General features: G+C 39.7%; 25 protein-coding genes. 14 read left to right on the forward strand and 11 right to left on the reverse strand.

Features of this window, described 5'->3' with window-relative positions; genetic code table 11:
* The first annotated feature begins 287 nt into the window (after positions 1–287).
* The 3 genes from BN997_RS14470 to BN997_RS14480 all read left to right on the forward strand — a co-directional run bounded on the left by BN997_RS14470 (position 288) and on the right by BN997_RS14480 (position 1,383).
* Positions 288–821 carry an isochorismatase family protein gene (locus BN997_RS14470; RefSeq protein WP_042533342.1) on the forward strand — a complete coding sequence of 178 codons (534 nt, stop codon included), beginning with the start codon at positions 288–290 and terminating at the stop codon, positions 819–821.
* Positions 822–927: 106 nt separating this feature from the next.
* Positions 928–1,113 carry a hypothetical protein gene (locus tag BN997_RS14475; protein WP_042533346.1) on the forward strand — a complete coding sequence of 62 codons (186 nt, stop codon included), beginning with the start codon at positions 928–930 and terminating at the stop codon, positions 1,111–1,113.
* A 15-nt stretch (positions 1,114–1,128) separates the two neighbouring features.
* Positions 1,129–1,383, forward strand: a complete 255-nt coding sequence (locus BN997_RS14480; protein WP_042533348.1) for a spore coat protein — start codon at positions 1,129–1,131, stop codon at positions 1,381–1,383.
* Positions 1,384–1,515: 132 nt separating this feature from the next.
* Here BN997_RS14480 and BN997_RS14485 read toward each other — a convergent pair whose 3' ends face one another.
* Both BN997_RS14485 and BN997_RS14490 read right to left on the reverse strand, forming a co-directional pair.
* The gene (locus tag BN997_RS14485; protein WP_226895178.1) at positions 1,516–2,133 is read right to left on the reverse strand and encodes a response regulator transcription factor; all 618 of its coding nucleotides are present in this window, start codon (positions 2,131–2,133) and stop codon (positions 1,516–1,518) included.
* 426 nt (positions 2,134–2,559) lie between these two features.
* Entirely contained in the window at positions 2,560–2,967 is a 408-nt protein-coding gene (locus BN997_RS14490; protein WP_042533351.1) for an SLAP domain-containing protein, read from the reverse strand.
* A 156-nt stretch (positions 2,968–3,123) separates the two neighbouring features.
* On the opposite strand from BN997_RS14490, the gene BN997_RS14495 reads away from it, so the two are divergent.
* Positions 3,124–3,339, forward strand: a complete 216-nt coding sequence (locus BN997_RS14495) for a DUF2187 family protein (RefSeq protein WP_042533352.1) — start codon at positions 3,124–3,126, stop codon at positions 3,337–3,339.
* A gap of 118 nt (positions 3,340–3,457) precedes the next feature.
* Here BN997_RS14495 and BN997_RS14500 read toward each other — a convergent pair whose 3' ends face one another.
* The 3 genes from BN997_RS14500 to BN997_RS14510 are packed head-to-tail and all read right to left on the reverse strand — an operon-like array spanning position 3,458 to position 7,526.
* Positions 3,458–5,842 carry a PTS fructose transporter subunit IIABC gene (locus BN997_RS14500; protein ID WP_244882385.1) on the reverse strand — a complete coding sequence of 795 codons (2,385 nt, stop codon included), beginning with the start codon at positions 5,840–5,842 and terminating at the stop codon, positions 3,458–3,460.
* Between the two features lie 25 nt (positions 5,843–5,867).
* Positions 5,868–6,779 (reverse strand): 1-phosphofructokinase, encoded by a 912-nt coding sequence (gene pfkB, locus BN997_RS14505; protein ID WP_042533354.1) that lies wholly within the window; start codon positions 6,777–6,779, stop codon positions 5,868–5,870.
* The gene (locus BN997_RS14510) at positions 6,780–7,526 is read right to left on the reverse strand and encodes a DeoR/GlpR family DNA-binding transcription regulator (protein WP_042533356.1); all 747 of its coding nucleotides are present in this window, start codon (positions 7,524–7,526) and stop codon (positions 6,780–6,782) included.
* A 217-nt stretch (positions 7,527–7,743) separates the two neighbouring features.
* Between BN997_RS14510 and BN997_RS14515 the strand changes: the two genes are divergently transcribed.
* Positions 7,744–8,772 carry a PTS sugar transporter subunit IIC gene (locus BN997_RS14515; RefSeq protein ID WP_042533357.1) on the forward strand — a complete coding sequence of 343 codons (1,029 nt, stop codon included), beginning with the start codon at positions 7,744–7,746 and terminating at the stop codon, positions 8,770–8,772.
* 442 nt (positions 8,773–9,214) lie between these two features.
* Here the strand turns inward: BN997_RS14515 and BN997_RS14520 are convergent, their stop codons facing one another.
* Positions 9,215–11,128, reverse strand: a complete 1,914-nt coding sequence (locus BN997_RS14520; RefSeq protein ID WP_042533359.1) for a vWA domain-containing protein — start codon at positions 11,126–11,128, stop codon at positions 9,215–9,217.
* Between the two features lie 21 nt (positions 11,129–11,149).
* Positions 11,150–12,019: an ATP-binding protein gene (locus BN997_RS14525; RefSeq protein ID WP_175297044.1), complete on the reverse strand. Its 870-nt coding sequence runs from the start codon at positions 12,017–12,019 to the stop codon at positions 11,150–11,152.
* A gap of 215 nt (positions 12,020–12,234) precedes the next feature.
* Between BN997_RS14525 and BN997_RS14530 the strand changes: the two genes are divergently transcribed.
* Complete coding sequence (locus BN997_RS14530) at positions 12,235–13,188, forward strand: D-2-hydroxyacid dehydrogenase (RefSeq protein WP_042533361.1); 954 nt, start codon at positions 12,235–12,237, stop codon at positions 13,186–13,188.
* Between the two features lie 47 nt (positions 13,189–13,235).
* Complete coding sequence (locus BN997_RS14535; protein WP_052485027.1) at positions 13,236–13,766, forward strand: thermonuclease family protein; 531 nt, start codon at positions 13,236–13,238, stop codon at positions 13,764–13,766.
* A gap of 56 nt (positions 13,767–13,822) precedes the next feature.
* On the opposite strand, the gene BN997_RS14540 is transcribed toward BN997_RS14535, so the two are convergent.
* Positions 13,823–14,695, reverse strand: coding sequence for a GNAT family N-acetyltransferase (locus tag BN997_RS14540; protein ID WP_042533363.1), 873 nt, complete (start codon positions 14,693–14,695; stop codon positions 13,823–13,825).
* Positions 14,696–14,865: 170 nt separating this feature from the next.
* Between BN997_RS14540 and BN997_RS14545 the strand changes: the two genes are divergently transcribed.
* The 3 genes from BN997_RS14545 to BN997_RS14555 all read left to right on the forward strand — a co-directional run bounded on the left by BN997_RS14545 (position 14,866) and on the right by BN997_RS14555 (position 16,381).
* Positions 14,866–15,153, forward strand: coding sequence for a GNAT family N-acetyltransferase (locus BN997_RS14545; RefSeq protein ID WP_042533365.1), 288 nt, complete (start codon positions 14,866–14,868; stop codon positions 15,151–15,153).
* Positions 15,154–15,384: an excisionase family DNA-binding protein gene (locus tag BN997_RS14550; RefSeq protein ID WP_042533367.1), complete on the forward strand. Its 231-nt coding sequence runs from the start codon at positions 15,154–15,156 to the stop codon at positions 15,382–15,384.
* Positions 15,385–15,469: 85 nt separating this feature from the next.
* On the forward strand, positions 15,470–16,381 hold the full coding sequence (locus tag BN997_RS14555) for an RluA family pseudouridine synthase (RefSeq protein ID WP_042533369.1): 912 nt from the start codon (positions 15,470–15,472) through the stop codon (positions 16,379–16,381).
* Between the two features lie 87 nt (positions 16,382–16,468).
* Here the strand turns inward: BN997_RS14555 and BN997_RS14560 are convergent, their stop codons facing one another.
* The gene (locus tag BN997_RS14560; protein WP_042533371.1) at positions 16,469–17,455 is read right to left on the reverse strand and encodes a P1 family peptidase; all 987 of its coding nucleotides are present in this window, start codon (positions 17,453–17,455) and stop codon (positions 16,469–16,471) included.
* A 98-nt stretch (positions 17,456–17,553) separates the two neighbouring features.
* Between BN997_RS14560 and BN997_RS14565 the strand changes: the two genes are divergently transcribed.
* From BN997_RS14565 to BN997_RS14580, 4 genes are all read left to right on the forward strand, one after another.
* Positions 17,554–18,072, forward strand: a complete 519-nt coding sequence (locus tag BN997_RS14565) for a TlpA disulfide reductase family protein (protein ID WP_042533373.1) — start codon at positions 17,554–17,556, stop codon at positions 18,070–18,072.
* A gap of 306 nt (positions 18,073–18,378) precedes the next feature.
* Entirely contained in the window at positions 18,379–18,564 is a 186-nt protein-coding gene (locus BN997_RS14570; protein WP_042533375.1) for a hypothetical protein, read from the forward strand.
* Positions 18,565–18,593: 29 nt separating this feature from the next.
* Positions 18,594–20,480, forward strand: a complete 1,887-nt coding sequence (locus BN997_RS14575) for an ABC-F family ATP-binding cassette domain-containing protein (protein WP_042533377.1) — start codon at positions 18,594–18,596, stop codon at positions 20,478–20,480.
* Positions 20,481–20,792: 312 nt separating this feature from the next.
* Positions 20,793–21,461 carry a hypothetical protein gene (locus tag BN997_RS14580; protein WP_042533379.1) on the forward strand — a complete coding sequence of 223 codons (669 nt, stop codon included), beginning with the start codon at positions 20,793–20,795 and terminating at the stop codon, positions 21,459–21,461.
* 35 nt (positions 21,462–21,496) lie between these two features.
* On the opposite strand, the gene BN997_RS14585 is transcribed toward BN997_RS14580, so the two are convergent.
* Both BN997_RS14585 and BN997_RS14590 read right to left on the reverse strand, forming a co-directional pair.
* Entirely contained in the window at positions 21,497–22,846 is a 1,350-nt protein-coding gene (locus tag BN997_RS14585) for a CoA-disulfide reductase (RefSeq protein WP_042533381.1), read from the reverse strand.
* A gap of 549 nt (positions 22,847–23,395) precedes the next feature.
* Positions 23,396–24,751: a sodium-dependent transporter gene (locus BN997_RS14590; RefSeq protein WP_042533383.1), complete on the reverse strand. Its 1,356-nt coding sequence runs from the start codon at positions 24,749–24,751 to the stop codon at positions 23,396–23,398.
* Between the last annotated feature and the right edge of the window lie 272 nt (positions 24,752–25,023).

The raw sequence follows: 25,023 nt of genomic DNA on the forward strand, positions 1-25,023 counted from the left end.
AGGAATAAACCATTTTTTATTTTACAAATTTTGATGAATATAAGTTTGAATTATATACTGGAACGCTTCAAGGTCAAATTAAGTATTATTAAAATGAAAAGAAGCAAATAACTTTTTATCCGGAAAAGATAAAAAGCACTAAAAAATAAGCTGATGAAAAGAGTTCTCCTATATAAGGAAACTCTTTTTTTGGCAAAAAAGCAGGAATTTAAATTAGAGAGCTGATTCTAATGGTATATATTGATTCAATAAATTAAAAAATTTTAAATACAATTGGGGGAGCTACATTGAAGGCAGTATTAGCAATTGATATGCAGAAAGAGCTGATTAATGAACAATATAGTCTAGGGCAACGTGTAAAAAATATGGAGACGGTATTAAAGGATTTTTCAAATCAGAATTTTCCTGTTTTTTTTATTCAACATACTAGTGAAAATAGAGAAGATCCGTTCTATATTGAGGGAAAAGGTGCAGAGATTTATCCGTCTTTTAAAAAATATGCTACAGAAATAATTCAAAAAGAAACTCCCAGTGCTTTTTACCAAACAGATTTATTGGAAAAGTGTCAGAAATATAAAGTGGACGAGCTTGTCATTATTGGCCTTAACACAGAATTTTGTTGTTTATTTACAGCAATTGCTGCATATGATAGAGGTTTCAAAGTTGTATTTGTAGAGGATGCTACTGCTACCGTAAATAATGGAGAAGTATATGAGATGTCAGACTTAGATATTCCGGATTTTATTGGAACTGTTTTGCATTGGTCAGGATCGATAGAAGTACTTGATATGGAAGAATATAAATTTTGGATACAGACTTGATGCATTAAAACAGTAAAAAATTTCTTTATCGCACCTATCCAAAGGCATATAAATGAGTTCACCGGGCATAATAACCTTGATAAATTTTTGGAAAGGGGTTTGTCTGATGAACCAATTAACGCAAACAGAACTGGAAACATTGCGTAAGGTTATTGGAGAGCACGGGATGATTGTGAATAAGCTGGAGGCATATGCTGAACAGGCACAAGATCCGGAGTTTAAATCAATCCTGCAATTTGATGCGCAGGATGCTCGTAATGCACAACAACAATTAATGTCATTTTTACAGTAGGAGGGTGATTTGAAAATGTTTCAGGATAAAGAGATGGTAAATGATTATTTAAACGGTCTTAATGCAAGTTTGAAAGGTTACGCCGGTTATATTTCTGAATCGAATAACCCTGCGTTGCGCCAAAAATTTGTAGAACTAAGAAATCGGGACGAAGCACGCCAATTGAAAGTATATCAATATGCATTGCAGCATGGTTATTATCAGCCTGGTCAAACAGCAACACCTCAAGAAGTACAACAAGTGCAAACAGAATTATCTCAGGGCAGCTAATAGCTGAAAAGAGAGTGTGTAAAGCATAAAGTGCAGTTTTAGAATGCCTGAGTGCTTTACAAACCATTCATTATAAAAACGAGAAGTCTATATATTTCATAGGCTTCTCGTTTTAGTTATACTTTTTATTTTTTAGATCCAGCCTTTCCGATACGCTAACAGCATCGCATTCGTCCGGTCATTAACATTTAACTTACGTAAAACGGTGGTTACATGGTTTTTCACTGTTTTATCAGAGATTTCTAAGTTATTGGCAATAATTTCATTGTTGTTTCCTCTGGATATTTCAAGTAAAACATCCCATTCCCGTTTGGTAAGAAGACCATCCGGACGGGATTGTAACGTAGAAGATAAAGTTAAAAATTCATCGTGTAATGCTTTAGCTAACTCGGGGTAAACATAAATGCATCCTTCATTGATAAAACGGATTCCTGATATGATTTCATTCAGGCTCATATTTTTAACAAAATATCCATCTATATCAAATTCATACAATCGGATAATATCCTTCATATGCAAATTAGGCAGGATGATTGCAATTTTAACATCCTTTAATTGTTCCTGTTCAAGAATGCGTGTAATATCGTTGTATTGATAAATTGGGATCATAATTAAATCCGGTATATTTGATGAATCAAGTTGAAAATCATCCAAATCTCTTAAAGATAGGATTGAAATATTTAAATTTGTTTTTTCAGATAACGTAAATGCGTCAATAAAATTCAAAGTTGAATTCGAAGTTGGTGTCATACTCAATATTATCCTCTCCTGTCATTTGAGCAAGTATTTTCGTGATGTCAATATAAAATGAATAATTATGCGATGTTGATTCTTGAAGCTGACTTACAGGTTTCGACTAATCTGTTCGAGCTTTTAATACTATAAGGGCAGGGATATGGATTTTCAACTTGTTCATGATGAAACCTATCTTCAAATATAGCATAGGATTGTATGAATTAAAATCTTGTAATAGTTTTTTAATAAAAAATGATAGTTAAATCCCGGTTTAAAAAAGAAAAAGTACCTACCTATGCATGAATATCCAAGTAATATACTAATTATAAAACGAAACTTAGTTCAAAGGGTACGTTTTTTTATCTGTTTTCCGATACCAGATTTAACCAGTAAATATAATGACGGTTATTTTTCATCATAATTAGCCATTATCCGTCATAATCAATCAGGAGGATCAAGGTCGTTTAAGTTGTGACAAATTAAGCTGCCATGTAAGTTAATAGAGCTGTTTATAAAGCTGGATTCCGGAAAAATAAATGTCCAGGGCATGCTAGAGTCTAGAGGTACATAAACTCTTTCTAAAGTGAATGTCTTTTCGGCTTTTACTGCGTTGTCTTCTACGTATTTTAGTGTGGTGTTTCCAAAGGAATACGCTTGGCTGCTATAATTATTAATTAAAACAGTAACCAATAAATCAGACCGGTGATTTCTTGCTTGCCATAAAGGGGTGAATGTTATTTGTTTACCGGCAGTATTCGGCAATACGAATTTTTGAAACGTTTGTTCAATTTTACGACGGTCTGTATCGGGAAGCGCTTTATCCCATTTAGGGTCAAAAACAAGGTTCATAACACATCCTCCTTAAGATACCTTGATTATATAAGATTCGAGCGTAGAAATAAATTTTTAGCGTTTCTTTTGAAAAAAAATATAATTCCTTATACACTTATGGTACGATGAATGAGGTAAATTACTAGTCCGCTATGAATTAAGGGAGGTTATAACATGGAAGAAGAAAATTTAGAACAAGAACCGGTGAAGCAGGAGGATATTGCTGAGGTCGGTGAAACGATTAGTATTGTTCGCGGAGAATATAAAGGTAAGAAAGCAGAAGTGCTTATTATTCGCGAGAATTCAGTTATTGTCCGTATCGGAAATCACCCATCTACTGGAGAGCCGATTAAAACCGTAGTAAATCATAAAAATTACAAGAGAAAATAGTTTCGATATAATAAAGAGCTCTGGTATAACAATTGTGCCAGAGCTCTTTATTTATTAAAAAAAGGGAGTTCAACATTTGTCGAACTCTCCTTTTGAAAATCCAGGTATGGATTCTTTCTTATTTGGAAACTGGTTTTTTCCATATACCAAGTATTAACGCTGAGATAACTGTACCAATAAGTAATGATAGTAAGAAGAACCACCATGCATTACCTAAGAAAACAACGAAAATACCGCCATGTGGCGCTGGAATGGTACTATGGAAGAATTGAGTCAATCCTCCAGCAATTGCAGCACCGATAACAGATGAGGTAATCACGCGTAATGGATCAGCAGCTGCGAATGGAATAGCGCCTTCTGTAACGAAGGATAGTCCCATTATATAATTCGCTGTTCCAGATTTACGCTCATCTGGGGTGAATTTATTTTTAAAGAAGGTTGTTGCCAGGGCGATTGCTAATGGAGGAACCATACCACCAATCATGGCAGCTGCCATAAATGCTCCATCTCCTGTATCATTAAAGATTCCGATAGAGAAAGTATAAGCAGCTTTATTAAATGGTCCACCCATATCGATAGCCATCATGCCGCCAAGAAGGATACCGAGTATAACAATATTTCCTGTTCCCATACCTTCAAGGAAACTAAGGATGAAACTATTTAGTTTAGAAAAAACTGGTCCGATTGCAAAGTACATTGCTATTCCCGTGGCAAGTAATCCGAGCACAGGATATAATAAAATTGGTTTAAGACTTGCTAAAGACTGTGGCAGATCTTTTAATAAGTGTTTGATTAATACCACCAAGTAACCAGCTACAAAACCACCGATAAGACCGCCGATAAAACCGGCATCACTCTGTACTGCCATCATACCAGCTACAATACCAGGCATTAAACCAGGTCTGTCGCCGATACTCATGGCGATATAACCAGCAAGAATTGGGATTAAGAAATTAAATGCTGTATCTCCTACGCTGTTAAAGAATAAGAAGAATTCTGATTCACTTCCTAAGAAACTTTCAAACAAGAAGGAAATAGCCATTAAAATACCGCCACCAATAACAAATGGAAGCATATGGGAAATCCCGTTCATTAAATCCTTATAAATCTTACCCCAGGCGGATTGTTTTTCATATTCGCCGTCTTCTTCAGATTTTTCCCCGGAGTCACGATAAATGGGAGCATCTTGCGCCGATGCTTTGGTAATAAGTTCCTCTGCTTTTTTAATGCCGTCTACAACCGGTCGCTCAACAACGTGCTTGCCATCAAAGCGGGCCATTTCCACTTTTTTGCTGGCAGCAATGATAACGCCGGAAGCACGCTCAATGTCTTCGTTTGTTAAATGGTTTTTCGTACCGTCTGAACCATTTGTTTCTACTTTGATGTCTACATTCATTTCTTTTGCTTTTTTCTTGAGAGCATCCTCTGCCATATAGGTATGGGCAATACCAGTGGGACAAGCGGTTACTGCTACGACGAAAGGTTTTTCATCACTGCTGGCAGAACTGCCTGATTCGGGCGCCTCTGCTTTTTCCTCTGTTGTATCCTCTTGTGTTGCATCAAGGAACAGCTGCTGCACTTCATCCGGAGTAGATGCTTCTTTCAGTTTTGCTACAAAGACAGGTTCCATCAACAGTTTGGAAAGAGCAGCCAGTGTTTGTAAGTGCGTATCGTTTCCGCCTTCAGGGACAGCAATCATAAAGAAAAGGTGTGCAGGCTGTCCGTCTAAGGAATTATAATCTACTCCAATTTTACTTTTAGCAAATAGAACAGTAGGTTCGGTTACTGCTTTTGTCTTTGCATGCGGCATTGCAATACCGTCGCCTAACCCGGTAGAGGACTGTTCTTCACGAGCCAATATAGCTTCTTTAAAAGATGCCTGCTCTGTTAAAACATTATGCTTATAAAGGTTTGCAATCATTTCATCTATTGCTGCTTCTTTGGATGAAGCTTGAAGATCAAGAAGCATGACGTCTTTTTTCAATAGGTCGGTGACATTCATCTCTTCGTTTTTATCTTCCGCTGCTTCATCTTCCGGAGCATCGTTTTCTTCGGTTGCTTCTGCAAAAAGCGCTTGTACTTCATCTGGAGTGCCTGCTTCTTTTAATTCACCTGTAAAATCCGGTTCCATTAAAAGACGGGATAGCGCTGCGATGGTTTGCAGATGCGTATCACTTCCATCATCAGGAACAGCAATCATAAAGAAGAGGTGGGCAGGCTGTCCATCTAAGGAATCATAATCGATTCCTGCTTCACTTTTAGCGAATAAGACAGTAGGTTCAGTTACAGCTGCTGTTTTCGCATGTGGCATGGCGATTCCGTCACCGAGGCCGGTGGAGGATTGGTCTTCGCGAGCCAGGATAGCTTCTTTAAATGATGCTTGTTCTGTTATAATGCCATTTTTATAAAGACTTGAAATCATTTCATCAATGACAGCTTCTTTCGATGTGCCTTGAAGGTTTAAAATCATAACATCTTTTTTTAATAAATCGGTTACCTGCATGTTTCTCATCCTTTCTATTTAAAAATTAAATGGTTTCTACTTGGATTTGGGAACGCAGCTTTTCAATGGCTTCTGCAGTAGCCAGGTCTTCTGAAAAAGCAGTAGCGCTGCCAGAAGCAACTGCTGTTTTAAATGATTCGGCCGGATCTCCCGATTTTAAGAAGGAGCTGATAAATCCTGCAACCATGGAGTCGCCGGCACCTACGGAGTTAATCAGCTTTCCTTTTGGTGCTTTTGCTTTATAGTTTCCCTGTTTCGTGATAAGTAATGCACCATCTCCACCCATGGAAATAATCACGTGTTTTGCCCCTCTTTCTAAGAGCTTTTTCCCGTAAGCGATGACTTCTTCATCTGTTTGCAGCTTCACATCAAATAATGCTTCCAGCTCATGAATATTCGGCTTCACTAATAACGGCTGGTAGCTCAAGGATGCTTCAAGGGCAGCACCTGTTGTATCAATCGCAAACGCAGCACCTTGATCGGTTGCTCTTTGGATTAATTGCTCATAGAAGTTGTCTGGAAGGGAAGGGGGCTTGCTTCCGGATAAAATTACCGTATCTCCATCCTTCACTTCTTCAAATTGCTTCAGGAACCTTGCCACTTCTTCATCCGATAAAGCAGGACCGCGTCCATTTATTTCGGTTTCCTGATCAGCTTTCAGCTTAATATTGATGCGGGTATCTTCCTGGATATTAACAAAGTTTGTCCGAACATCTAATTCGTCTAAAGCATCTTCAATAAATTTTCCGGTAAAGCCTCCGACAAATCCAAGAGCAACAGCGTCTGCCCTGAGTGCCTTTAAAATTCGTGATACATTGATGCCTTTTCCGCCGGGGAGCTTATAATCATTATTCATATAACTCAGCCCGCCTAAATCCAATTTGTCGACCGGAACAATATAGTCAATCGATGGATTTAAAGTGATTGTATAGATCATCTAATCTACCTCCAAAATAGTTGTGTGATTTAAATAGGGTTGGTGAATCGTTGATATTTTATCCGTAATAAACGTTACATCCGAGAAATTACATATTTTTGCGAAACTGACTTTGTTCCATTTGCTGTCATCTGCAAGAAAATATGTGTCTGAAGCTCTTTCAATAGCAAGCTGTTTCATTGTTGCTTCCTCCGGATCCGGCGTGGTACAGCCATATGTCATATCAATGCTGTCTACGCCGAGAAAGGCTTTAGTGAATTGATAATTCATTAAAGAATGTTGACTTGGCGCGCCCACCATTGCTTTTGTGGAATGCTTTAATTTACCGCCTACGAGATAGGCTTCAATTTGTCTGTCTGCAAGCATCGAAGCATGGGCAATACCGTTTGTTACAACGGTAATCGACAAATTAGCAAGATGCGGTATCATCTCCAGTGTTGTCGTCCCTGCATCTAAATAAATCACATCATTCTCTTCTAAAAGGGAGGCAGCATGCCTTCCTATATTTTTCTTTTGTTGACTGTTTTTGACTGTTTTCTCCTGATAGGTCAATTCCGCTCCAAATGTAGCGTTCAATTTTGCTCCGCCGTGGATGCGGAGCAGGAGCCCTTTTTCTTCTAGATGAGCAAGATCCCTACGTATAGTGGACTCAGAGCAGTTAAGTCTCTCGATTAAATCTACAGACTTAACTACACCGCTTTCATTTAGACGATGTAAAATAAATTGATGGCGTTCATCTGTCAGCATTACTTTCACCTCTTAATGATAGAATATCATTAAATTCAGTCGGAAACAACCAAAAACGTTCATTTTCATCGGAAAGATAAACATTCAGAAAAAAATAATTATTGACGCAAAAAAGAAATGGGTTTATGATAAATAGCACTTTCTGTTTAGAATTAAATAACATTTCCCACTAATTTAAAGAAAAGGAATTTAAGTGAATTATTAGGAGGTACGAAAAGTGAAAGAGTCAACAAAGAAATACATAATTGATCGAATGTACAAAGCATCACAAGGATTGGCGAACGCCGTCTTAGTGACGCTTGGTATCGGATTGTTGATTGAAACAATCGGAACATTTACAGGGTGGGAAGGTTTTCTATTGATTGGTAATGCAGCTCAGCTGATGCTGGCGCCGGCGATTGGAGCTGGAATAGCCTATCAGCTTGGGGGAAATACATTAGTTATTTTTGGAGCGATGGCTTCCAGTACGGTTGGCGCGAATGCTTTATCTATGACGGCTGACGGAAGCTGGACGCTTATTACAGGACAGCCTATCAGCGCAGTACTGGCTGCTGTTATTGCTACCTGGGTCGGAAAGCGTGTAACAGGGAAAACATCGCTTGATATGATGGCAATTCCGTTTTGTTCTATTTTTGTAGGGGGAGTTGCAGGTGTTGGTTTAGCGGCCGTGACAACCCCATTACTTGAGAAAATCAGTGCAATCATCGCAAGCTCTACTACAGGGTCTCCGTTTATTTCAGCGATTGTTATTTCATTAATTTGGAGTATCTTTTTAATGTCGCCGGCATCTTCCGCGGCTATAGCCATTGCACTACAGCTTGATCCCGTATCAAGTGCTGCGGCATTGATTAGTTGCACAGCTCAATTTGTAGGGTTCACTGCCATGTCGGTCAAGCAAAACAATTTAGGTGCAAATATTGCACAATTCTTCTTAACGCCGAAAGTGCAGGTCCCAAATATTGTGAAGAATCCGCGCTTAGTTATCGGACCGTTTGCATCATCGATTATCTGTGCACCCATTGCTATTTTAATATTTGATTTTGAAGTACCCTATGAGCTAGCCGGTTTAGGATTAAACTCGTTTATTGCGCCATTAAATATTTTAGCCAACCAAGGTGCGGGCGTTTTAGTCATGTATATTGTAGTTGGTGTGATTACGCCGGCAATTATTTCTGTAATGACTTACAAGGCACTGCAGATGAAAGGCTGGGCAAAAACAGGCGATCTGCACATGGAAGTTCAATAAAGCTATCCAGGTTATATTGGTTTGGAAATAAAATTCAGAAAAATAGTATATATTTGCATTTAATCATAAAAGGCGAGCATTTCCGAAAAATGCTCGCCTTTTGTATGGGGAAAAAACACTTTATCACGGAGAACCGTCCGTAAAACTCCCGCCTCAAAATAAAGCGTAAAAATAAATTTATTTAGGCGGGAGATAACGGACGCTAACTCCCTGAATCACTCAGCTAACACTCAGTGGGAGAATTAAGGAAGCAGACTAAGTTCGCGACGTCCTGGGGTTGCGATTACTCACCCCACCGAAAACATTTGTCGCAACGTCTGCACTAGCACATCCTGGGACTGGGACTGCGATTACTCGTCCCATCGAAGTGCTTTTGCGATTACTCGCCCCATCGGAAACATTTGTGCGTCGAAAGACTCCCACTGAGTGAAGTTTCGTTTTATCAAATTGCTTTCAGTAATAAACGCTTGAGCAGCGGAGTGAAATGCTCTGGCAGGGCGCTCACATCTGGAACCATGATGCGTTCTTTCCCGTAAATATTTTGCATCATTGTATCATCGTTTTCTTCAATCTGACCGTTTGCGAGAAACATTCCAACTACATCAATCTGATGCTTGCGGGCTTCGGCTACAGCCTGATACGTATCCACAATGCCATTCTGGTCATAGCCGGAAGCTGCCGGCTGTCCGTCGGAAAAAATCAGCAGAAATTTATTTTTCTCGCTGCGGGGAATTAATTTTTTAGTGACATGACGAATACTGAAGCCATCTCGATTGTCTTCTTGTGCTTCCAGCTGCATAATTTTAGCTCCTTGCTCTTTATACAAAGAATCCTCCACAGTCTGGATATATTGCAGATAATTCGGCTGGTAGCTGTCACTCGCTTTATTGGCATCCTCCCAGAAACCGATGATTTCATGCGGAATGCGCAGCTCTTTTAACACTTCATGAAACAGGGTCACACCGCGTTTTGTTTCTTCCATCTTGTTCTCCATCGAGGCAGAGCAATCAATCAATAGGGTGAAGACCGCATCGAATTCTTTTGATTCCTGTTCCTTTTTATAAAATACACGTGGAGAATCCTCTAAAAAGATAGGAAGCAGTTTTTTAGAGAGCCTGCCAAATAATAAATCTGTTCTCGGTGTATCCTGTTTATGCTCTAACGTTAATTGAATGGTTTTGGCAAGTTTTCTTTTAAAGGGATCAATTTCCTCTACAAACTGCCGGTATTGTAATTGTTCATCCTCTGTAGGAGTCTCTGCATACTCTGTAAACATCTGTGCATGTTCATTTTCTTTCCCAAAGCTTGATTCACTACTGTTTTCAGAAGTGTTTTCTTCTTTGGTCAGCGTTTCCTTATCGGAATAGTCATTTTGTTTACTCTGACCGGAAGTTCCTTGAATCGCAGCCATTGCTTGATCGCCGTCTTCTGTTTCCCGGGCACCGCCGCCAAGCATCGAGGTTTTTGTGCCTTGCTCCAACTCAAATTGCAGAAAGTTTTGCTTGCGGTCATCATTTTTATTTTCACGATGCCAGGTAGAGAAGGTTTCATCGAAGTATTCATTTTCTTCATTTGTTTCTTCCTGCTGGTCGTCATTCACTAACGGATCGGTACGTGTTAATTCATCAAACAGCGTATTTTTTTCATACGATTCGACATGCCCGATTGGCAGGATGAAGTATTCGTGAATTGAATCTGTATAGCCTGCTTGCTGCATTTTTCGCATGATTTGTTCGGTCAACGCCACATTATCACGTGTATGCTTTGTCTCAAAGACGCTGTACAGATGCCCTTTTATACTGTCGAGCATCTCCAGCTGTGCTTTCTCCACACGAGGAAACCCCGGGTCTGGCTGATTGGCAAAAAGCAATAAATAAATCATACAAAATATTTCATCGGTTGCATAGCTGCGTGTGACATTGGACTGCAGCTGGGTCGTGAAATAGTGATGGAAATACGCTCGCCTGTAAGAAAAGTTTCGCTTCGTGCCCGGACGTTCTTTCCGGATTGCGTCCTCTAAACGAATGTCTTCTAATAATGTCATCAGCTGAATTGCGAATTTGGGAAGAAGGGAATCTTCCCAATCCTTTTTGAATTGCTGCAGGATTTTTACATCGGTCTGATGCAGGGTGCCTAATGTGCGCAGGATGACATCTGATTTCGCGCCCGCTTCCTGCATTTCAGCCGGGAGACGGTCCCAAAAACGGCCAGCGGTTACTTTGTTTTCTGTTATATCAATAAAGGAACCAAAGCTGGACTCGAATTGCAATTGTTCATTCTTCGCCAAAACAGTCGTTAAATCCTGCAATTGCATAAATAAATGGGTGTCAACCTTTGTTTGGTGAAATCGGTACATATCAAAGTTACTCCTCTTTAATTAAAATAACGTGTCTGCCAAATTCCCCACAAACGCTTTCTCACGATCTTCTTCGAGCTTATCCACAATACTGCGTAAAATAGCGCGTTTAGGCGGAAGATAGGTTGAGAGGTCGCAAGCATCCAGCAGGGCGCGGATAGAAGCAGCATCCTCTGACAATTTTCCTTGACTTACCGCTGTGATCAAATCATTGGATAGTGTCACAAAACGCCCAATCAGCTGTTTGTCTGTCAGTTTGGTCGATTCAGTAATTAATTGTTCCAGCTGTTCTCCTTGAATATAAGGTACGTCAATGACAATGAAACGGTTTTTTAATGCTTCGTTTAAAGGAACTGTTCCAATATAGCCTTCGTTGATCGCCGCGATAACGCCAAACCCGTCTGCAGCAGTCACAATCTCGTTGGTGAAAGGGTTCGTAATCGTTCGGCGATAATCTAAAACACCATTAATCAACGGCAAGGTTTCCGGCTTAGCCATATTAATTTCATCAATATAAAGAAATGTTCCCTGCTTCATTGCATTGGTAACTGGCCCCGGAACAAATTCAATTGTCTGTTTTTCTTCTTCATAAGCAAGCGTTTTGAACCCCATCAAGCTTTCTGCATCTAAGTCAACGGAACAGTTTACACTGTACATCGGCCGCTGAAAAAGAGAGGAGAGGGTTTCCGCAAATTTTGTTTTCCCAGCGCCGGTCGGTCCTTTTAATAATATATTTTTACCCATACTTAATGCGACAATGGCATCAATCAATAAATCATCGCTTGGCGGGAGGTATCCGCCGGAACGAATCAATTCCTCGCGATCTGTTACTTCTTTTTTATTATTTTCAAGCAGCTCTTGGACTGCCTCAGGTAATTGAATAGCATTCATTATTGTTTCTCCTTTCGAAATCCATTGCTGTGATTCCGTTTTATCAATGTCTTTAAATAGATATAGGCTCCGTTCACAATTGTATTACTTGTTCTCGAAAAATACAAAGAATGCGCAGTCGTTGCGATATGGCTGAGCAATTGCTAAGATAATGATAAGAATATAGAGACAGGTACCATCGATGTTTATGAGAATGGTGTCGGATAGGAGGATATATGGCAAAAAGGACGATGGCAATTCATTTAAATCTGGAGGATACGTATGTAGAAGAAATAAAAAAGGCTGCTCCAGACTGGGAAATCCATACAGGCAAAGAACTTTCTGATGATATTCTGAAGCAAGCAGAAATCCTTGTTAATTGGCGCAAGGATAAAGAAAGTACCTATCTGGAAAGCAATCAGCTGAAATGGGTACAATCCTGGAGTGCAGGGGTCGATTCGTTAAACTTAGATAAAATTGTGGAAAAGAACATTCAATTAACAAGCGCAAACGGGGTGCACAGCTATCCGATTTCCGAAACAATTTTTGCGTATATTCTAGGATTTACACGGTTAATTCATACTTATGTCAGACAGCAGCAGGAAAAAGTATGGCACCACGCAAAACTTCGCGGGGAAATCCATAACAAGACAATGGCAGTGCTTGGCACAGGGAAAATAGGACAGGAAACAGCTAAAATAGCAAAAGCCTTTGGGATGAAGGTGCTTGGAGTCCGTCATTCAGGGAAAGCTGCAGAAAATGTGGATGAAATGTATCAGCCGCATCAATTAGATAAAGTACTTCCGCAAAGTGATTATGTAGTTGTTACTTTGCCATTAACAGAGGATACCCATCGTCTGATTGGCGCAGAGCAATTTAAACAGATGAAAAACGATGCTTTCTTTGTCAATATCGGACGAGGGTCAATTGTTGATGAGAAAGCGCTGATTGAGGCGTTAGAGAATAATGAAATTGCCGGTGCCGGGCTGGATGTATTTGAAAAGGAACCGTTAGAAGCATCTAATCCGCTTTGGGAGATGGAAAATGTCATTTTGACACCGCATACCGCAGGAGCAACGGAGTTTTATAATCAGCGTGTGATTGAAGATATTTTTATTCCGAATTTAAAGAACTATTTAGATGGGAAAGCGCCGTCGATTAATCTATACCAGCATGAACGTGGTTATTAATAAATAATTCAAAAAAAAGAATATGGATAATGGTAAGGATGTAAGAAATGAAAAAGCTGTTTATTCTGTTCGCGTCGCTGTTTGTTTTAACAGGATGCGAGCTGCTGGATTTTTTAGAAGACAATGAACCGGCAGAAGGAAGAGAATTAGTCACTGTGGAACGGGTCGTTGATGGTGATACTGTGATTGTTCATCTGGAAGATGGAACAAGAGAGCGGGTCCGCTTACTCTTGATTGATACCCCGGAAAGTGTGAAGCCTGATACGGAAGTACAGCCATTTGGCGAGGAAGCAAGTGATTTTGCCAAAGAACTGATGCCGGAAGGGGAAACGGTCGAGTTAGAAAGAGGAAATCCTGAAAGAGACGATTACGACCGGATGCTTGCCTATATCTGGGCAGATGGTGATAATGTTAACCAGTTATTAGTCGAAGAAGGGTATGCAAGGGTCGGCTTTGTGTATGAGCCGAATACAAAGTACTTAGAAGAGCTGGAGCAAGCGCAGGAAGAGGCAAAAGAACATGGAGAAAATATCTGGTCAATTCCCGGCTATGCAGAAAGCAGGTTTCACGAATATTAAAAAGCATGAAGGCTAAAAGCAGGCGATGTATCTTTTAAATGCATCGCCTGCTTTTTTTAGAGGTTTGCCCACGCTTCTCTGTCTATTCCATAGAGCAGCCATGGAGAATCTAATTCAAATGGATGAGCATTAGGCAGCTGGTCGATAATGGCTGCGGGAATATCAATCCATACATGGACTTTCTTATCTGGATGCTGTATTTGTAACGCATGCTGCGCTTTCGCAATAGTATTCCATAACCCTCTGCGCTGAAATAAATCTTTATATGGGTAAATAGCGTGAAGATACACCTCTTTTTTTATATTTTTCTTTGTAATTAATGGAGGATGGCCATTCTCTTGAAAGAATCGCCAGCTCTTTATTTGATCTTCTTGAAAAAGCTTAGGCGAGCTTGGAAAAGGATAATAGCATTCAAGCGGAAAAAACGTATTTTCATGAACATGGTATGTATTTAATAATTTCAGTTTTTCATCTGTCTGCGTTATTTCCCGCCAAGTTTCCTCTGCACCTGATATGCCATCCAATGTTTTTGCTGTACATCCATAAAATTCGGTCTGCTTTTCCAAATCGATACGGTTCAATACCTTTTGTGCCGGAGCGTTATGAGCTTGTGTGTTTGCACCTGCCCATTCCACGTCTTTGTTTTGGAATGCCTGATCCAGCACGTATTTAGTTATCCGATTGGAATACCCATTTCCTTGATAACGAATATCGCTTCTTAATCTGCCTAGCATGGCATAGGCGGATGCGAAAACAGAATAGCCGGCTGTGCTGACTAATTGATTATTATAAAAAAGTCCAAAAAGTACGTGGTTTCCAGTACATAAAATCTCAAAAATGCGTATAATATAATCATCTTCTATTTCTGTCTGCATATTTTCCATTAATATTTTATCGGATGGTAATAATTGTCGGATATAAGTATTCAAAAAATCACCTCATGTTCATTGTAGAAAGAAGTATCTGGTTTCGTCCAGCAATCTATTTTAAAAAAAGAGTTTAATTTCTTAATATTTAAAACGCTTACAAAAATAATGTCTTGAGACCAGAAACTTGAAAGAGTATAATGAAAGAAATGTAGATATTTAGGAGGGCTAACATGGCTACCATTCATAAAGGAGAAACAAAATTTTACGTTGGGGAGGATATCAAGGATCCGGAAGCAGAAATTACTTTTGTACAATCAGGATCGAACCGTTTAGTTATTGATCATACGTATGTGGCAAAAGAACTCCGAAGCCAGGGGATTGCTCAACAGCTGCTGGAGCAAGTTGTTCTATATGCACGAGAAAACGACAAATATATTATCCCTTTATGCCCGTTTGCAAAAAAACAAATGCAGAAAAATGAAGCGTATCATGACGTCCTTCAAAAGCAATTTATTTAAATGTATCTAACAATCAAAGAAACAGCAGCGTATTTATCAATAGATGAATCCATTGTGCGTACTTATGTTTTACAAGGGAAGATACGTGCGATTTATGATGGGGAAAACTATTTAATCAATAAAGAACAATTTACAACATATTTCGAACAGGTCGAGAAGTATAGGAAGGTCATTCAAGCATACTTAGATGAACCAATCCCAGAGGATATTGATGTGAAGGACGAGGATTAGCTTCTATTTCCAAGGGTGTATATAATGAAAAAGGTTTGTAAAAAATGAAATTCTATACGGTGTGTAAGAACAAAGGAGATTTAAGATGAAAAACAAAAAACGTCCCCGATCGAAAAAAGCTGCCCCTTTTTTGACTTACGAAGTGACGGAGCCGGGAGAACTATTTTCTTTTCTGAGAGGGGTTTTAGCGAACCGCAGCCGTAATTCCGTAAAGTCTATTTTAACCAGAGGACAGGTTTCTGTGAATGATCGCATTCAAACGCAGCATAATTACATGCTGGAAAAGGGACAGGTTGTTAAAATATTAAAGAATAAAGAAGCGGTGAAGCAGGAAGTCTTTATTGGCATGTCAATCGTTTATGAGGATGAAGATATTATTGTCATCGATAAAGAAGCAGGATTGCTTTCAATTGCGACGAAGGAAGAGAGAAGACAAACTGCTTTTCATCAGCTGATGGATTATGTAAAACAGGAGGATCCTGCCAACCGTATCTTTGTCGTCCATCGACTGGACAAGGAAACGTCTGGAGTAATGGTTTTTGCAAAAAGTGAAAAAGTGAAACGGAAACTCCAGGATAATTGGAAGGATATCGTGAAAGAAAGAACCTATGTTGTTTTAGTGGAAGGAAAGGTCGCCAAAGAAAAAGGGTATATCGTTTCCTGGTTAAAAGAAAGCCCGACACATAAAATGTATTCCAGCCGAGTTAAAAATGATGGGCAGCGGGCCGCGACGCGTTATCGGGTTATTCAATCCAATCAACAATTTTCATTGCTGGAGGTAGAGCTGGAAACGGGCAGAAAGAATCAAATCCGGGTCCATATGCAGGAGCTCGGCCATCCGGTAGTAGGCGATAAGAAATATGGCGGTGGAAATCGCCGTATACTTGGCCGGCTGGGTCTGCACGCAAAAGCGCTGGCACTTTACCATCCGAAAACAAATACACTGATGTTTTTCCGTTCAGATGTTCCTAAATCTTTCTATCATAAATCGAAATAGTAATCATAAAAGCCATTATCCAATTGTGCATGGATAATGGCTTTTTTTCATATAGGAAGAAGAAATACAGCCCAATAAAAAGAATTCTTAAATCGGTGCCCTTTCCAATGTTCTCCCTCCGCGTCCCACAGTTGTTTCTGCCTGCTGTAAGGAACGGTAAATGGCTTCTTCAATCACTTCTGCAACACCCTGGAAAAATTGGTTCATGATTGGATGATCGTCTCGAATCATTGTCATAGGCTCAATTATCTGATTGGCATGATGCTCAATTTTTGCGGCTGTGGAAAAGGCGATAGCGATATCTCCGCTTCCATTATCTATCGTGCTCCCTGTTCTCCCCAGCCCAACTGCACAACGCTTGGCAAGCCGTTTAAGCTGGCGGTCGGAAAATGGAGCGTCTGTAGCAAGAATCATCATAATCGATCCGTCAGGTGTATCCGGATTTTCTGTAGAATTCACAGGAAATAAAGCCTGTTCACGTCTGCCAAAATTACTTACAACTAGTGTGCCAAGCGTATATTTTTTGTTTTCAGCAGAGATGATTCTGGAAGAAGTGCCAATGCCTCCTTTATATCCTAAACACTGCATGCCGGTTCCGACACCCACTGCTCCTTCCAGACTGCTTTCGGATGTTGCGTTTTGAATAGCATTTCCAGCATGCTCCGGTTTGACAGCTTGTAAGCGGATGCTGTTCAAGTACCCGTCATTGCATTCCCCGACAACTAAATTGATTGTGCCTGCTGTATCACCGATTTCTTCTGTCTCCTCCAGCATATAAGCTAAGGTTCCCTGCATCACTGCTCCGACACTTAGGGTATTTGTCAGCATAATAGGAGCTTCTAAAACACCAAGCTCGTCTATCTGCATTAACCCTGTCGTTTTCCCAAAGCCATTAATAACAGCATTTCCAGCGACGACTTTTTTTCTGAATATATTTCCGGAATGAGGCAATATAGCTGTAACTCCCGTGCAAATCGTATCTGTTTCATTCAGGTGCTCATACAGCGTCACGTGACCTACTTGCACATCCGGGACATCTGTAATACAGTTTTTTGTTCCTTTTGGTAATGTCATACACTTCAAAACCTTTCATTTTTAAGTAAATTATAACAAACGGGATAACGTTTGTATGGCGTAGACAGTATCGGAGAAATTAAGACAGAGGTGATTATATGAGGAGAAATAAAAAAATTAACATGTTAATGATTAGTTTGCTTCTTTTTTTACTAACAATACATCCTGCATATGCAGAGGGAGTGCAGGAGGGAGCAGAGATTGGGGATAAGGCTCGGGATTTCACGCTGGAAACACTTGACGGAGAAACACTGCAATTGTCTGATTTTAAAGGTAAGCGGGTCATGATTAATTTCTGGGCAACCTGGTGTCCACCTTGCAAGCAGGAAATGCCGGATATGGAGCGGTTTTATCAGGAGCATGATCCAGTCATTCTTTCTGTAAACTTAACGGATGAAGAAATGAGCACGGAGCAAGTGGGGCAATTTATCCAAGAACTTGAGCTGACCTTTCCTGTTTTATTAGATAAAGAAGGCGAAGTCAGTAATTTGTATCGAATTCAGCCGATTCCCGTGACGTATATGGTTGATGCAGAAGGAATCATTCAATTTAAATCGATTGGCGCTTTAAGTTATGAGCAGATGATGAAGCAGTTTGAGCAGATGAAGAAAGAATAATTCGTAAAGATTTAAAAACAAGCATGAAATCTTTATCTATAAGCGGAAATACTTGTTTTATCACGGAGGACTGTCCGTAAAACTCCCACGGAGTGAAGTTTCGTATAATAGAGGCTGCGTTTGAACATCGATAAGGAACAGGATTTTTAATTAAACATGAATAAATGAACGTCTCCTTTACGAAAAGATAATGAATATAGATAGAAAAATGCCTGCGTATGCGATAAAATATACGTTAGGCGTTTTTTTTATAGATAGTAAAATCAAGAATACATAGATAACCTAAACTTTAAGGAGGCGTTAGAAATGAAATTACTGCTTGGACAATTTGTGATTATTCTCATTGTGTGGGTTGGCCTGCTTACATTTTTTCAAGAGATGAGTCAAGCCAGTCAGCTTATTTTCTACTTGGTTACTTCATGGTTATTATTACTTATCGTTCTAATGATTAAGACGTGGATTAAGGAAAAGAAAGAGTCTGATAAATCATAATCATATTTTTATGAAGGAAGTGATGCGTGATGTTACGTATTGAAAATATCAGCAAGTCTTATGGAGATAAAAATCTGTTTACAAATATCCATGCGGCCATCGGTGAATTGGAGCGAATCGGTTTGATTGGCGTGAATGGAACAGGGAAGTCAAGCTTTTTAAAAGTCATTGCAGGAATAGATGATTCGGATCAAGGTGAAATAAAACACGCAAAGGATTATCAGATTGAATATATTGCACAGGAAATGGATCTTTATGAGGAATTAACGGTGATTGAGCAGATTTACTATGGAGAATCAGAGCAAATGAGACTGATGCGTGCTTATGAACAAGCCCTGTTAAATTTGGAGAAGGAACCGGAGAACGAGTCGTTTCAGGGGAAGCTGTTACAGCTGCAGCAAAAAATGGATCAGGCAGAGGCATGGGAGGCTAATGCTAATGCAAAAACAATTTTAACGAAGCTTGGGATTACAGCTTTTGACAAGAAGGTTCATGAGTTATCTGGCGGACAACGGAAAAGGGTTGCTATTGCTAAAGCGCTGATTCAGCCTGCTGATCTGCTTATTTTAGATGAGCCTACCAACCATCTTGATCACGAAACGGTCGAATGGCTGGAGAAATATTTACAGAGCTATCGCGGCTCGATTTTATTAGTGACGCATGACCGTTACTTTCTGAACCGGGTAACTAATCGTATTTTTGAACTGGATAAAGGAAATCTCTATGTTTATGAAGGGAATTATGAACTGTTTTTAGAGAAAAAAGCAGAACGAGAAGCGCAGGAAATAAGTGATGAGCAAAAGCATCGCAATACATTAAAGCGAGAACTTGCCTGGCTGAAACGAGGGGCTAAGGCGAGGTCGACGAAGCAGCGTGCCCGGGTCGAACGGGCAGAGGAAATGAAGGAAAAGAAATTTGATACGAAAAAAGAAAATCTTGCTATTCAAGCGGGCTCGAAGCGGCTTGGAAATGACGTTATTGACCTGACGGAAATCTCAAAGGATTTTGGCCGGCAGACACTGATTCATGATTTCTCCTATCAGATTATTCCTGGGGACAGAATTGGTATTATAGGTCCTAATGGTACAGGTAAAACAACCTTGCTCAATATGATGGCAGAGCGTATTTCGCCTGATAAGGGAGAGGTAAAGATCGGCGAGACAGTGCGAATCGGTTATTATACCCAGGATGACGAAGATTTGGATGGAGATTTGCGTATTATCGAGTATATTAAAGAAGTAGCCGAAGTCATGCATACTGCAGATGGTCAGGTAATTACCGCAGAGCAGCTGCTGGAGCAATTTCTATTTCCAAGAGCACAGCAATGGTCTTATATACGCACGTTATCAGGCGGTGAGAAACGGCGCCTTTATTTACTCAAAGTATTGATGCATGAACCAAATGTTTTGTTTTTAGATGAACCGACAAATGATCTAGATACGCAAACGCTGGCTGTTTTAGAAGAATATCTGGAGTCGTTTCCAGGAGTCGTAGTTACCGTTTCGCATGATCGTTATTTCCTGGACCGTATTGTAGACAAGCTTTTTGTATTCAAAGGGGAAGGGGAGGTTTCTGTTTATTATGGAAACTACAGCGAATTCCTGGAAACCAACGCGATTCCAAAGCAGACAAAGGCTTCAGTTCCGAAAGAATCAAAAGCGGCTGTATCTGTAAAAACGAAAAAGAAATTATCTTACATGGAACAGCGTGAGTGGGAAACAATAGAGGATGAAATTACTCAGCTCGAATCACGATTGACAGAAATTGAACAGGAAATTGCGGAAGCTGGAAGTGATATTGGCAAGGTACAGCCTTTATTTACAGAACAGCAAGAGGTAGAAGATAAATTAGAAGAAAAGATGCAACGCTGGGAAGAATTATCATTATTGAAAGAAAGCTTTGAATCAGGAAAATGATTTGGTGAAATTAATTTTGAAGTTATACAAAAACTGGGTAGCATTCGGTTGTTTCGCGTGTTATACTTACGTTGGAAAATCACCAGATAGGTTAAAAAAGTCTAGTGTGAAGGCGCTGAACGCACCTGTAACTAGCTAAAGCTTCTTTTATTGCGCATAGCAATATTAGTCCCTGATCCTCAATTAAAACAATCTATCACTTCTCAAATTGAAAAGAAAAGTTTTTACATGTTTCATTTTTACGAGTATAAGGGAATATAGAGAAGAAGAGCGTACCTTATTTTGGAATTGATTAATCAAGGAGGTCATTAAATGAAGCTTTTTCAAGTAAGAAAAGGTCAGTTTGTATTTTATGAAAATGAATTGCATAAGGTATATTCTGTCAAACCAATGTTCAAAAAATCTGTTCACATGTATCGGTTAAAGGATATGAAACAAGTATTAACAACCGCAAAAGATATTAATTTTTACCGTCCTAAACATAATGATACATTTATTTTTTATGGTAAAAGATATACGATTGATCAATATGCAAAACCAAAAGCTGGTGATTATATTTTGATTGTGAAGCCTACTCCGGACTTTTTAGATCATTATTCATTAAATGAAATCGAGAAGGTAGAGCGGGTAGAAGACGGAAATGTAATTACAACACGCGATAATGGTGTTAAACATAGTGAATATGTTGTGATGGTTCCAGGGAAAGCCGAGGCAAGCCAAGAAATTGCTTATTTCGATAAATCCCTTGTTCCGGAAGAAAAACAGCTGCAGGATGAATCGATTTCTTATTTAGCAGAGAATGATGATGCATTACAGCCTGCTGTCGGGGATATTTATTTGGATATCCATAATAATACCCGGGCGATGATTGTAGCGATGACGGATGATGAGATTGTATTTGGTCACGGCGTCCGTGTGCATGTTGCAGAATTATTAGATGAAACAAGATATGAATTAGTTTATCAATTTGAAGATCATTAAAAACAAGCCGGCTGGATGTTATCAGCCGGCTTGTGTCATTTATTTGCTTTTTTCCATTGTTCCCTTGCTTTATATCCTAAAATATTAATAGCATCCTTAGAGCCTGAATAAATCGGGTTGTAGCCAAGCTCCAGGTCAGTTAAATCATCTACAGTGAGTTTTCCTTTAATTGCTGTGGCTAATACGGCCATGCGCTTATCCGCTCCCTTTGGCCCGATAACACTGCCTCCTAATAATTGTCCGGATTTCGGGTCAAATACAATCTTCATCCAGAGCTTTTCCGAACCGGGATAGTAGCCGGCATGAGAATAACCTTTGGACAGAACTGCTTCAAAAGGGATATCTAATTTATCCAACGCATCTTCATTTTGCCCGGTGATAGCAACCGTTAAATCAAAAACACGGAAAATAGATGAACCTAAAATCCCGTCACGCTGAATCTTTTCGCCGTTTAAATGGGATGCAATAACAAAAGCCTGACGATGCGCCGGCCATGCCAATGCTACATGTGCTGGCTTTTTTGTAATAAAATCAACTTCCTCGACAGCATCTCCCAGCGCATAAATAGCAGGGTCGCTGGTCTGCATGACATCATTCACTTTAATTGCCCCGGTTTCTCCTAATTCCAAGCCAGCATCTTTTGCCAGCTCAATATTTGGTGTAATACCGACAGCCATTAATGTCATATCTGCCTGAAGGCTTTTTCCGCTTTGAAGATGCAGGGTAGTGCCGTGATTGGAGTAACTTTCCAATTTATCATTCAGATAAAGATCTACCCCGTTCTCTGTTATATGTTCATCGACATGGCTTGCCATATCAGCATCTAACCTTGACATGACATGCTCGGAATGGTCGACAAGCGAGCATTGGAGTCCTCTTCTATGCAGATTCTCAAGCATTTCCAAGCCGACAAATCCGCCGCCGATAATGGCTGCTGTTTTTGGTTTTTTATCTGAAATAAATGCTTCTATCCGGTCCATATCCTCGATGATCCGCAATGTGAACGTATTGGATTCCATACCATCTAAATCCGGAATAACAGCCCGTGCTCCGGGAGAAAGAATCAATGTATCATAGTCCATCTCATAGGGTTTATTATTTTTTTCAAAGAAAATGGTTTTCTTTTCTCTTTCAATATGTGTAACCTCTGCATAGGTTTCAATAGAAAGCTGATATTTCTCTGCAAAATCATTTTCAGAATAAATCACCCGATCCCGGTCCGTAATTTCTCCTCCAATAAAATAGGGCATTCCGCAGTTAGCAAAGGATACATAACCAGATCGTTCAAGAATATGAATTTCAGAATTGGGGTCGTTTCTCCGTATTTGTGCTGCGACCGTAGCACCGCCGCCGACACCGCCGACAATAACAATTTTATTTACCATACTCAAATGGCTCCTTTCCAAATGGCTTCTTAAAATAGCATAGTATTAGTTCATTACTATATAGTTCCCGTTATTGTCCGATTTAAAAAGTGTTTATGCAATAAAAAAACAAGAACACCACTTAAAACATCGGTGTTCTTGCCAAGGAGATGTCCGCTCCGACAGTTTTCGATGGGGCGAGTAATCTTCAATGTTGTCAGGTTAATGCGACCGCTGCGACGGGTTATGGTTGGGTGAGTAATCGCAACCCCAGAAAGACACTACGCATTCCATGGGCCCCGAGCTCATCTCCTTTACAGAAGCAAAGTCGCACTTATGCCCCGCGGGTAGAAAAAAAGAAGTTCACTTTTTTTTGCGGGGTCTTCACCTGTTGCTTTTCCCGCAGGAGTCGACAACATCCGCTCTCATCTAAGAATAACTATGTTTTATTTACTTTTTTATAAAGAAATAACACAAATTCTGGAGCGGCTGTATTCAGCATTTTTTTATATGCTTTCTTATTCTTTAAAAAAATCTCCCTGCAAAAGCAGAGAGATTTTATTCGCTTTATTAAAACAGCTCGAATATTCCAAGTGAATAAAGGAAAACAATCACGATTGTAATTGGGGCAACCCAACGTAATATCTGGTACCATACTTGGAACATTCCGTTGCCAAAAGGATTTCCTGCATGAAATTCTTGCTCGACTAATGCACGATTCATTTTAAATCCTACAAATAAGGCGATAAATAAACAGCCGACAGGAAGCATAATGTTGCTGACTAAGAAATCACTTGCGTCGAATGCTGTTTTTCCGAAAATGTGAAAATCAGCAAGGGCATTGGATGATAAAGCGGCTGGTATCCCAAAGATAAATACGGCCACTCCGGCAACCCAGGCAATTTGTTTCCGGGAAGCTTTTACTCTTTCATTCACTGAAGAGGTAATAATCTCCAGCATACTAAACGAAGAAGTTAAAATCGCAAATAAGAATAAGAACAAGAACAAGCTCAAGAATAATTCACCAAAAGGCATTTGCGAGAATGCTTCCGGAAGAACGATAAATAATAATCCAGGTCCTTCCGTCGGTTCAAGACCAAATGAGAATACAATTGGAAAGATCGCTAATCCGGCAAGTAAGGATACCAGAATGTTCATAACAGAAACAGAAGCTGCTGATTTTGTTAAGCTGACATTTTTAGCCAGATACGAGCTGTAGGTTACCATTACAGAGATTCCGATTGCCAGTGAAAAGAAGGCCTGTCCCAATGCATATAAAATATTTTCACCATTTAACTGGGAAAAATCAGGCTGCAGGAAGAAACGTACGCCTTCCATGGCACCTTCAAAGGTTAATGCACGAATCACGATAATAATGAAAAAAAGAAATAATAAAGGCATCAGTATTTTACTATATTTTTCAATACCATTCTGAATCCCATTAGAGATAACAAAGGAATTTAAAAATACGAAGAATGCAAGTCCTGCAATCGTAAGCAGCGGGTTTCCGGTAATAGTATCAAATAAAGCAGCATAATCACCGTTATCTGAGATAACCATACCTGGGATAGACATCAGACTGTAAATCAGTACCCAGCCCCCGACAACACTGTAAAAGGACATTAAAATAAAAGCCCCGGCAACGCCCCAATGCCCAATAAATGAAAAGATACTCCGTTTGAGGGTTAGTTTTTGATAAGCGCTGACAGCTTCCTTCTGGGCGCCGCGGCCAATAACAAATTCGGCAATAAGCAGCGGAAGGCCAATCAGAACAGTAAATAATATAAATATAAAGAAAAATGCTCCCCCACCGTTCATCCCGGTCATGTAAGGGAATTTCCAGATAGCACCCAAACCGACTGCGGCACCGGCAGAGGATAAAATAAATCCAAGTCTTGTTGACCATTGTTCTGTCTGTTTTTCCATATTCGTAAAATCCTTCCTCTATAAAATCAATGTCCAGTATATCATAAAACGGAGCTTCCTTCAGCGGGGAGTTTTATTCTGGCATAAACATAACTTTATCGATTCCTTTGAGTACTGGGATACCCTTTAGAGCCTTTTAATAAAGGACAATCTTTCCTAAAGAATAAGAATGGTTATAGAAATAGCTGGATATAACCGCTCCAACAGGTTTTTTGGAGTGAGTAATCTTAGGTCGCGGAAATACACTTCGCTTCCCGCAGTGGACATCTTCT

Source organism: Oceanobacillus oncorhynchi (assembly GCF_000821065.1).
In the GTDB taxonomy this organism is placed as follows: domain Bacteria; phylum Bacillota; class Bacilli; order Bacillales; family Amphibacillaceae; genus Oceanobacillus; species Oceanobacillus oncorhynchi.

Excerpts from the sequence above, each read along its gene's own strand:
- BN997_RS14525 (WP_175297044.1), bottom strand. The coding sequence starts at position 12,019 with ATGAATGCTATTCAATTACCTGAGGCAGTCCAAGAGCTGCTTGAAAAT.
- BN997_RS14550 (WP_042533367.1), top strand. The coding sequence starts at position 15,154 with ATGTATCTAACAATCAAAGAAACAGCAGCGTATTTATCAATAGATGAA.
- BN997_RS14555 (WP_042533369.1), top strand. The coding sequence starts at position 15,470 with ATGAAAAACAAAAAACGTCCCCGATCGAAAAAAGCTGCCCCTTTTTTG.
- BN997_RS14590 (WP_042533383.1), bottom strand. The coding sequence starts at position 24,751 with ATGGAAAAACAGACAGAACAATGGTCAACAAGACTTGGATTTATTTTA.
- pfkB (WP_042533354.1), bottom strand. The coding sequence starts at position 6,779 with ATGATCTATACAATCACTTTAAATCCATCGATTGACTATATTGTTCCG.
- BN997_RS14480 (WP_042533348.1), top strand. The coding sequence starts at position 1,129 with ATGTTTCAGGATAAAGAGATGGTAAATGATTATTTAAACGGTCTTAAT.
- BN997_RS14510 (WP_042533356.1), bottom strand. The coding sequence starts at position 7,526 with ATGCTGACAGATGAACGCCATCAATTTATTTTACATCGTCTAAATGAA.
- BN997_RS14580 (WP_042533379.1), top strand. The coding sequence starts at position 20,793 with ATGAAGCTTTTTCAAGTAAGAAAAGGTCAGTTTGTATTTTATGAAAAT.
- BN997_RS14585 (WP_042533381.1), bottom strand. The coding sequence starts at position 22,846 with ATGGTAAATAAAATTGTTATTGTCGGCGGTGTCGGCGGCGGTGCTACG.
- BN997_RS14495 (WP_042533352.1), top strand. The coding sequence starts at position 3,124 with ATGGAAGAAGAAAATTTAGAACAAGAACCGGTGAAGCAGGAGGATATT.
- BN997_RS14575 (WP_042533377.1), top strand. The coding sequence starts at position 18,594 with ATGTTACGTATTGAAAATATCAGCAAGTCTTATGGAGATAAAAATCTG.
- BN997_RS14475 (WP_042533346.1), top strand. The coding sequence starts at position 928 with ATGAACCAATTAACGCAAACAGAACTGGAAACATTGCGTAAGGTTATT.
- BN997_RS14500 (WP_244882385.1), bottom strand. The coding sequence starts at position 5,842 with ATGCAGGTAACCGATTTATTAAAAAAAGATGTTATGATTTTAAACCTT.
- BN997_RS14490 (WP_042533351.1), bottom strand. The coding sequence starts at position 2,967 with ATGAACCTTGTTTTTGACCCTAAATGGGATAAAGCGCTTCCCGATACA.
- BN997_RS14520 (WP_042533359.1), bottom strand. The coding sequence starts at position 11,128 with ATGTACCGATTTCACCAAACAAAGGTTGACACCCATTTATTTATGCAA.
- BN997_RS14535 (WP_052485027.1), top strand. The coding sequence starts at position 13,236 with ATGAAAAAGCTGTTTATTCTGTTCGCGTCGCTGTTTGTTTTAACAGGA.
- BN997_RS14530 (WP_042533361.1), top strand. The coding sequence starts at position 12,235 with ATGGCAAAAAGGACGATGGCAATTCATTTAAATCTGGAGGATACGTAT.
- BN997_RS14545 (WP_042533365.1), top strand. The coding sequence starts at position 14,866 with ATGGCTACCATTCATAAAGGAGAAACAAAATTTTACGTTGGGGAGGAT.
- BN997_RS14570 (WP_042533375.1), top strand. The coding sequence starts at position 18,379 with ATGAAATTACTGCTTGGACAATTTGTGATTATTCTCATTGTGTGGGTT.
- BN997_RS14565 (WP_042533373.1), top strand. The coding sequence starts at position 17,554 with ATGAGGAGAAATAAAAAAATTAACATGTTAATGATTAGTTTGCTTCTT.
- BN997_RS14485 (WP_226895178.1), bottom strand. The coding sequence starts at position 2,133 with ATGACACCAACTTCGAATTCAACTTTGAATTTTATTGACGCATTTACG.
- BN997_RS14560 (WP_042533371.1), bottom strand. The coding sequence starts at position 17,455 with ATGACATTACCAAAAGGAACAAAAAACTGTATTACAGATGTCCCGGAT.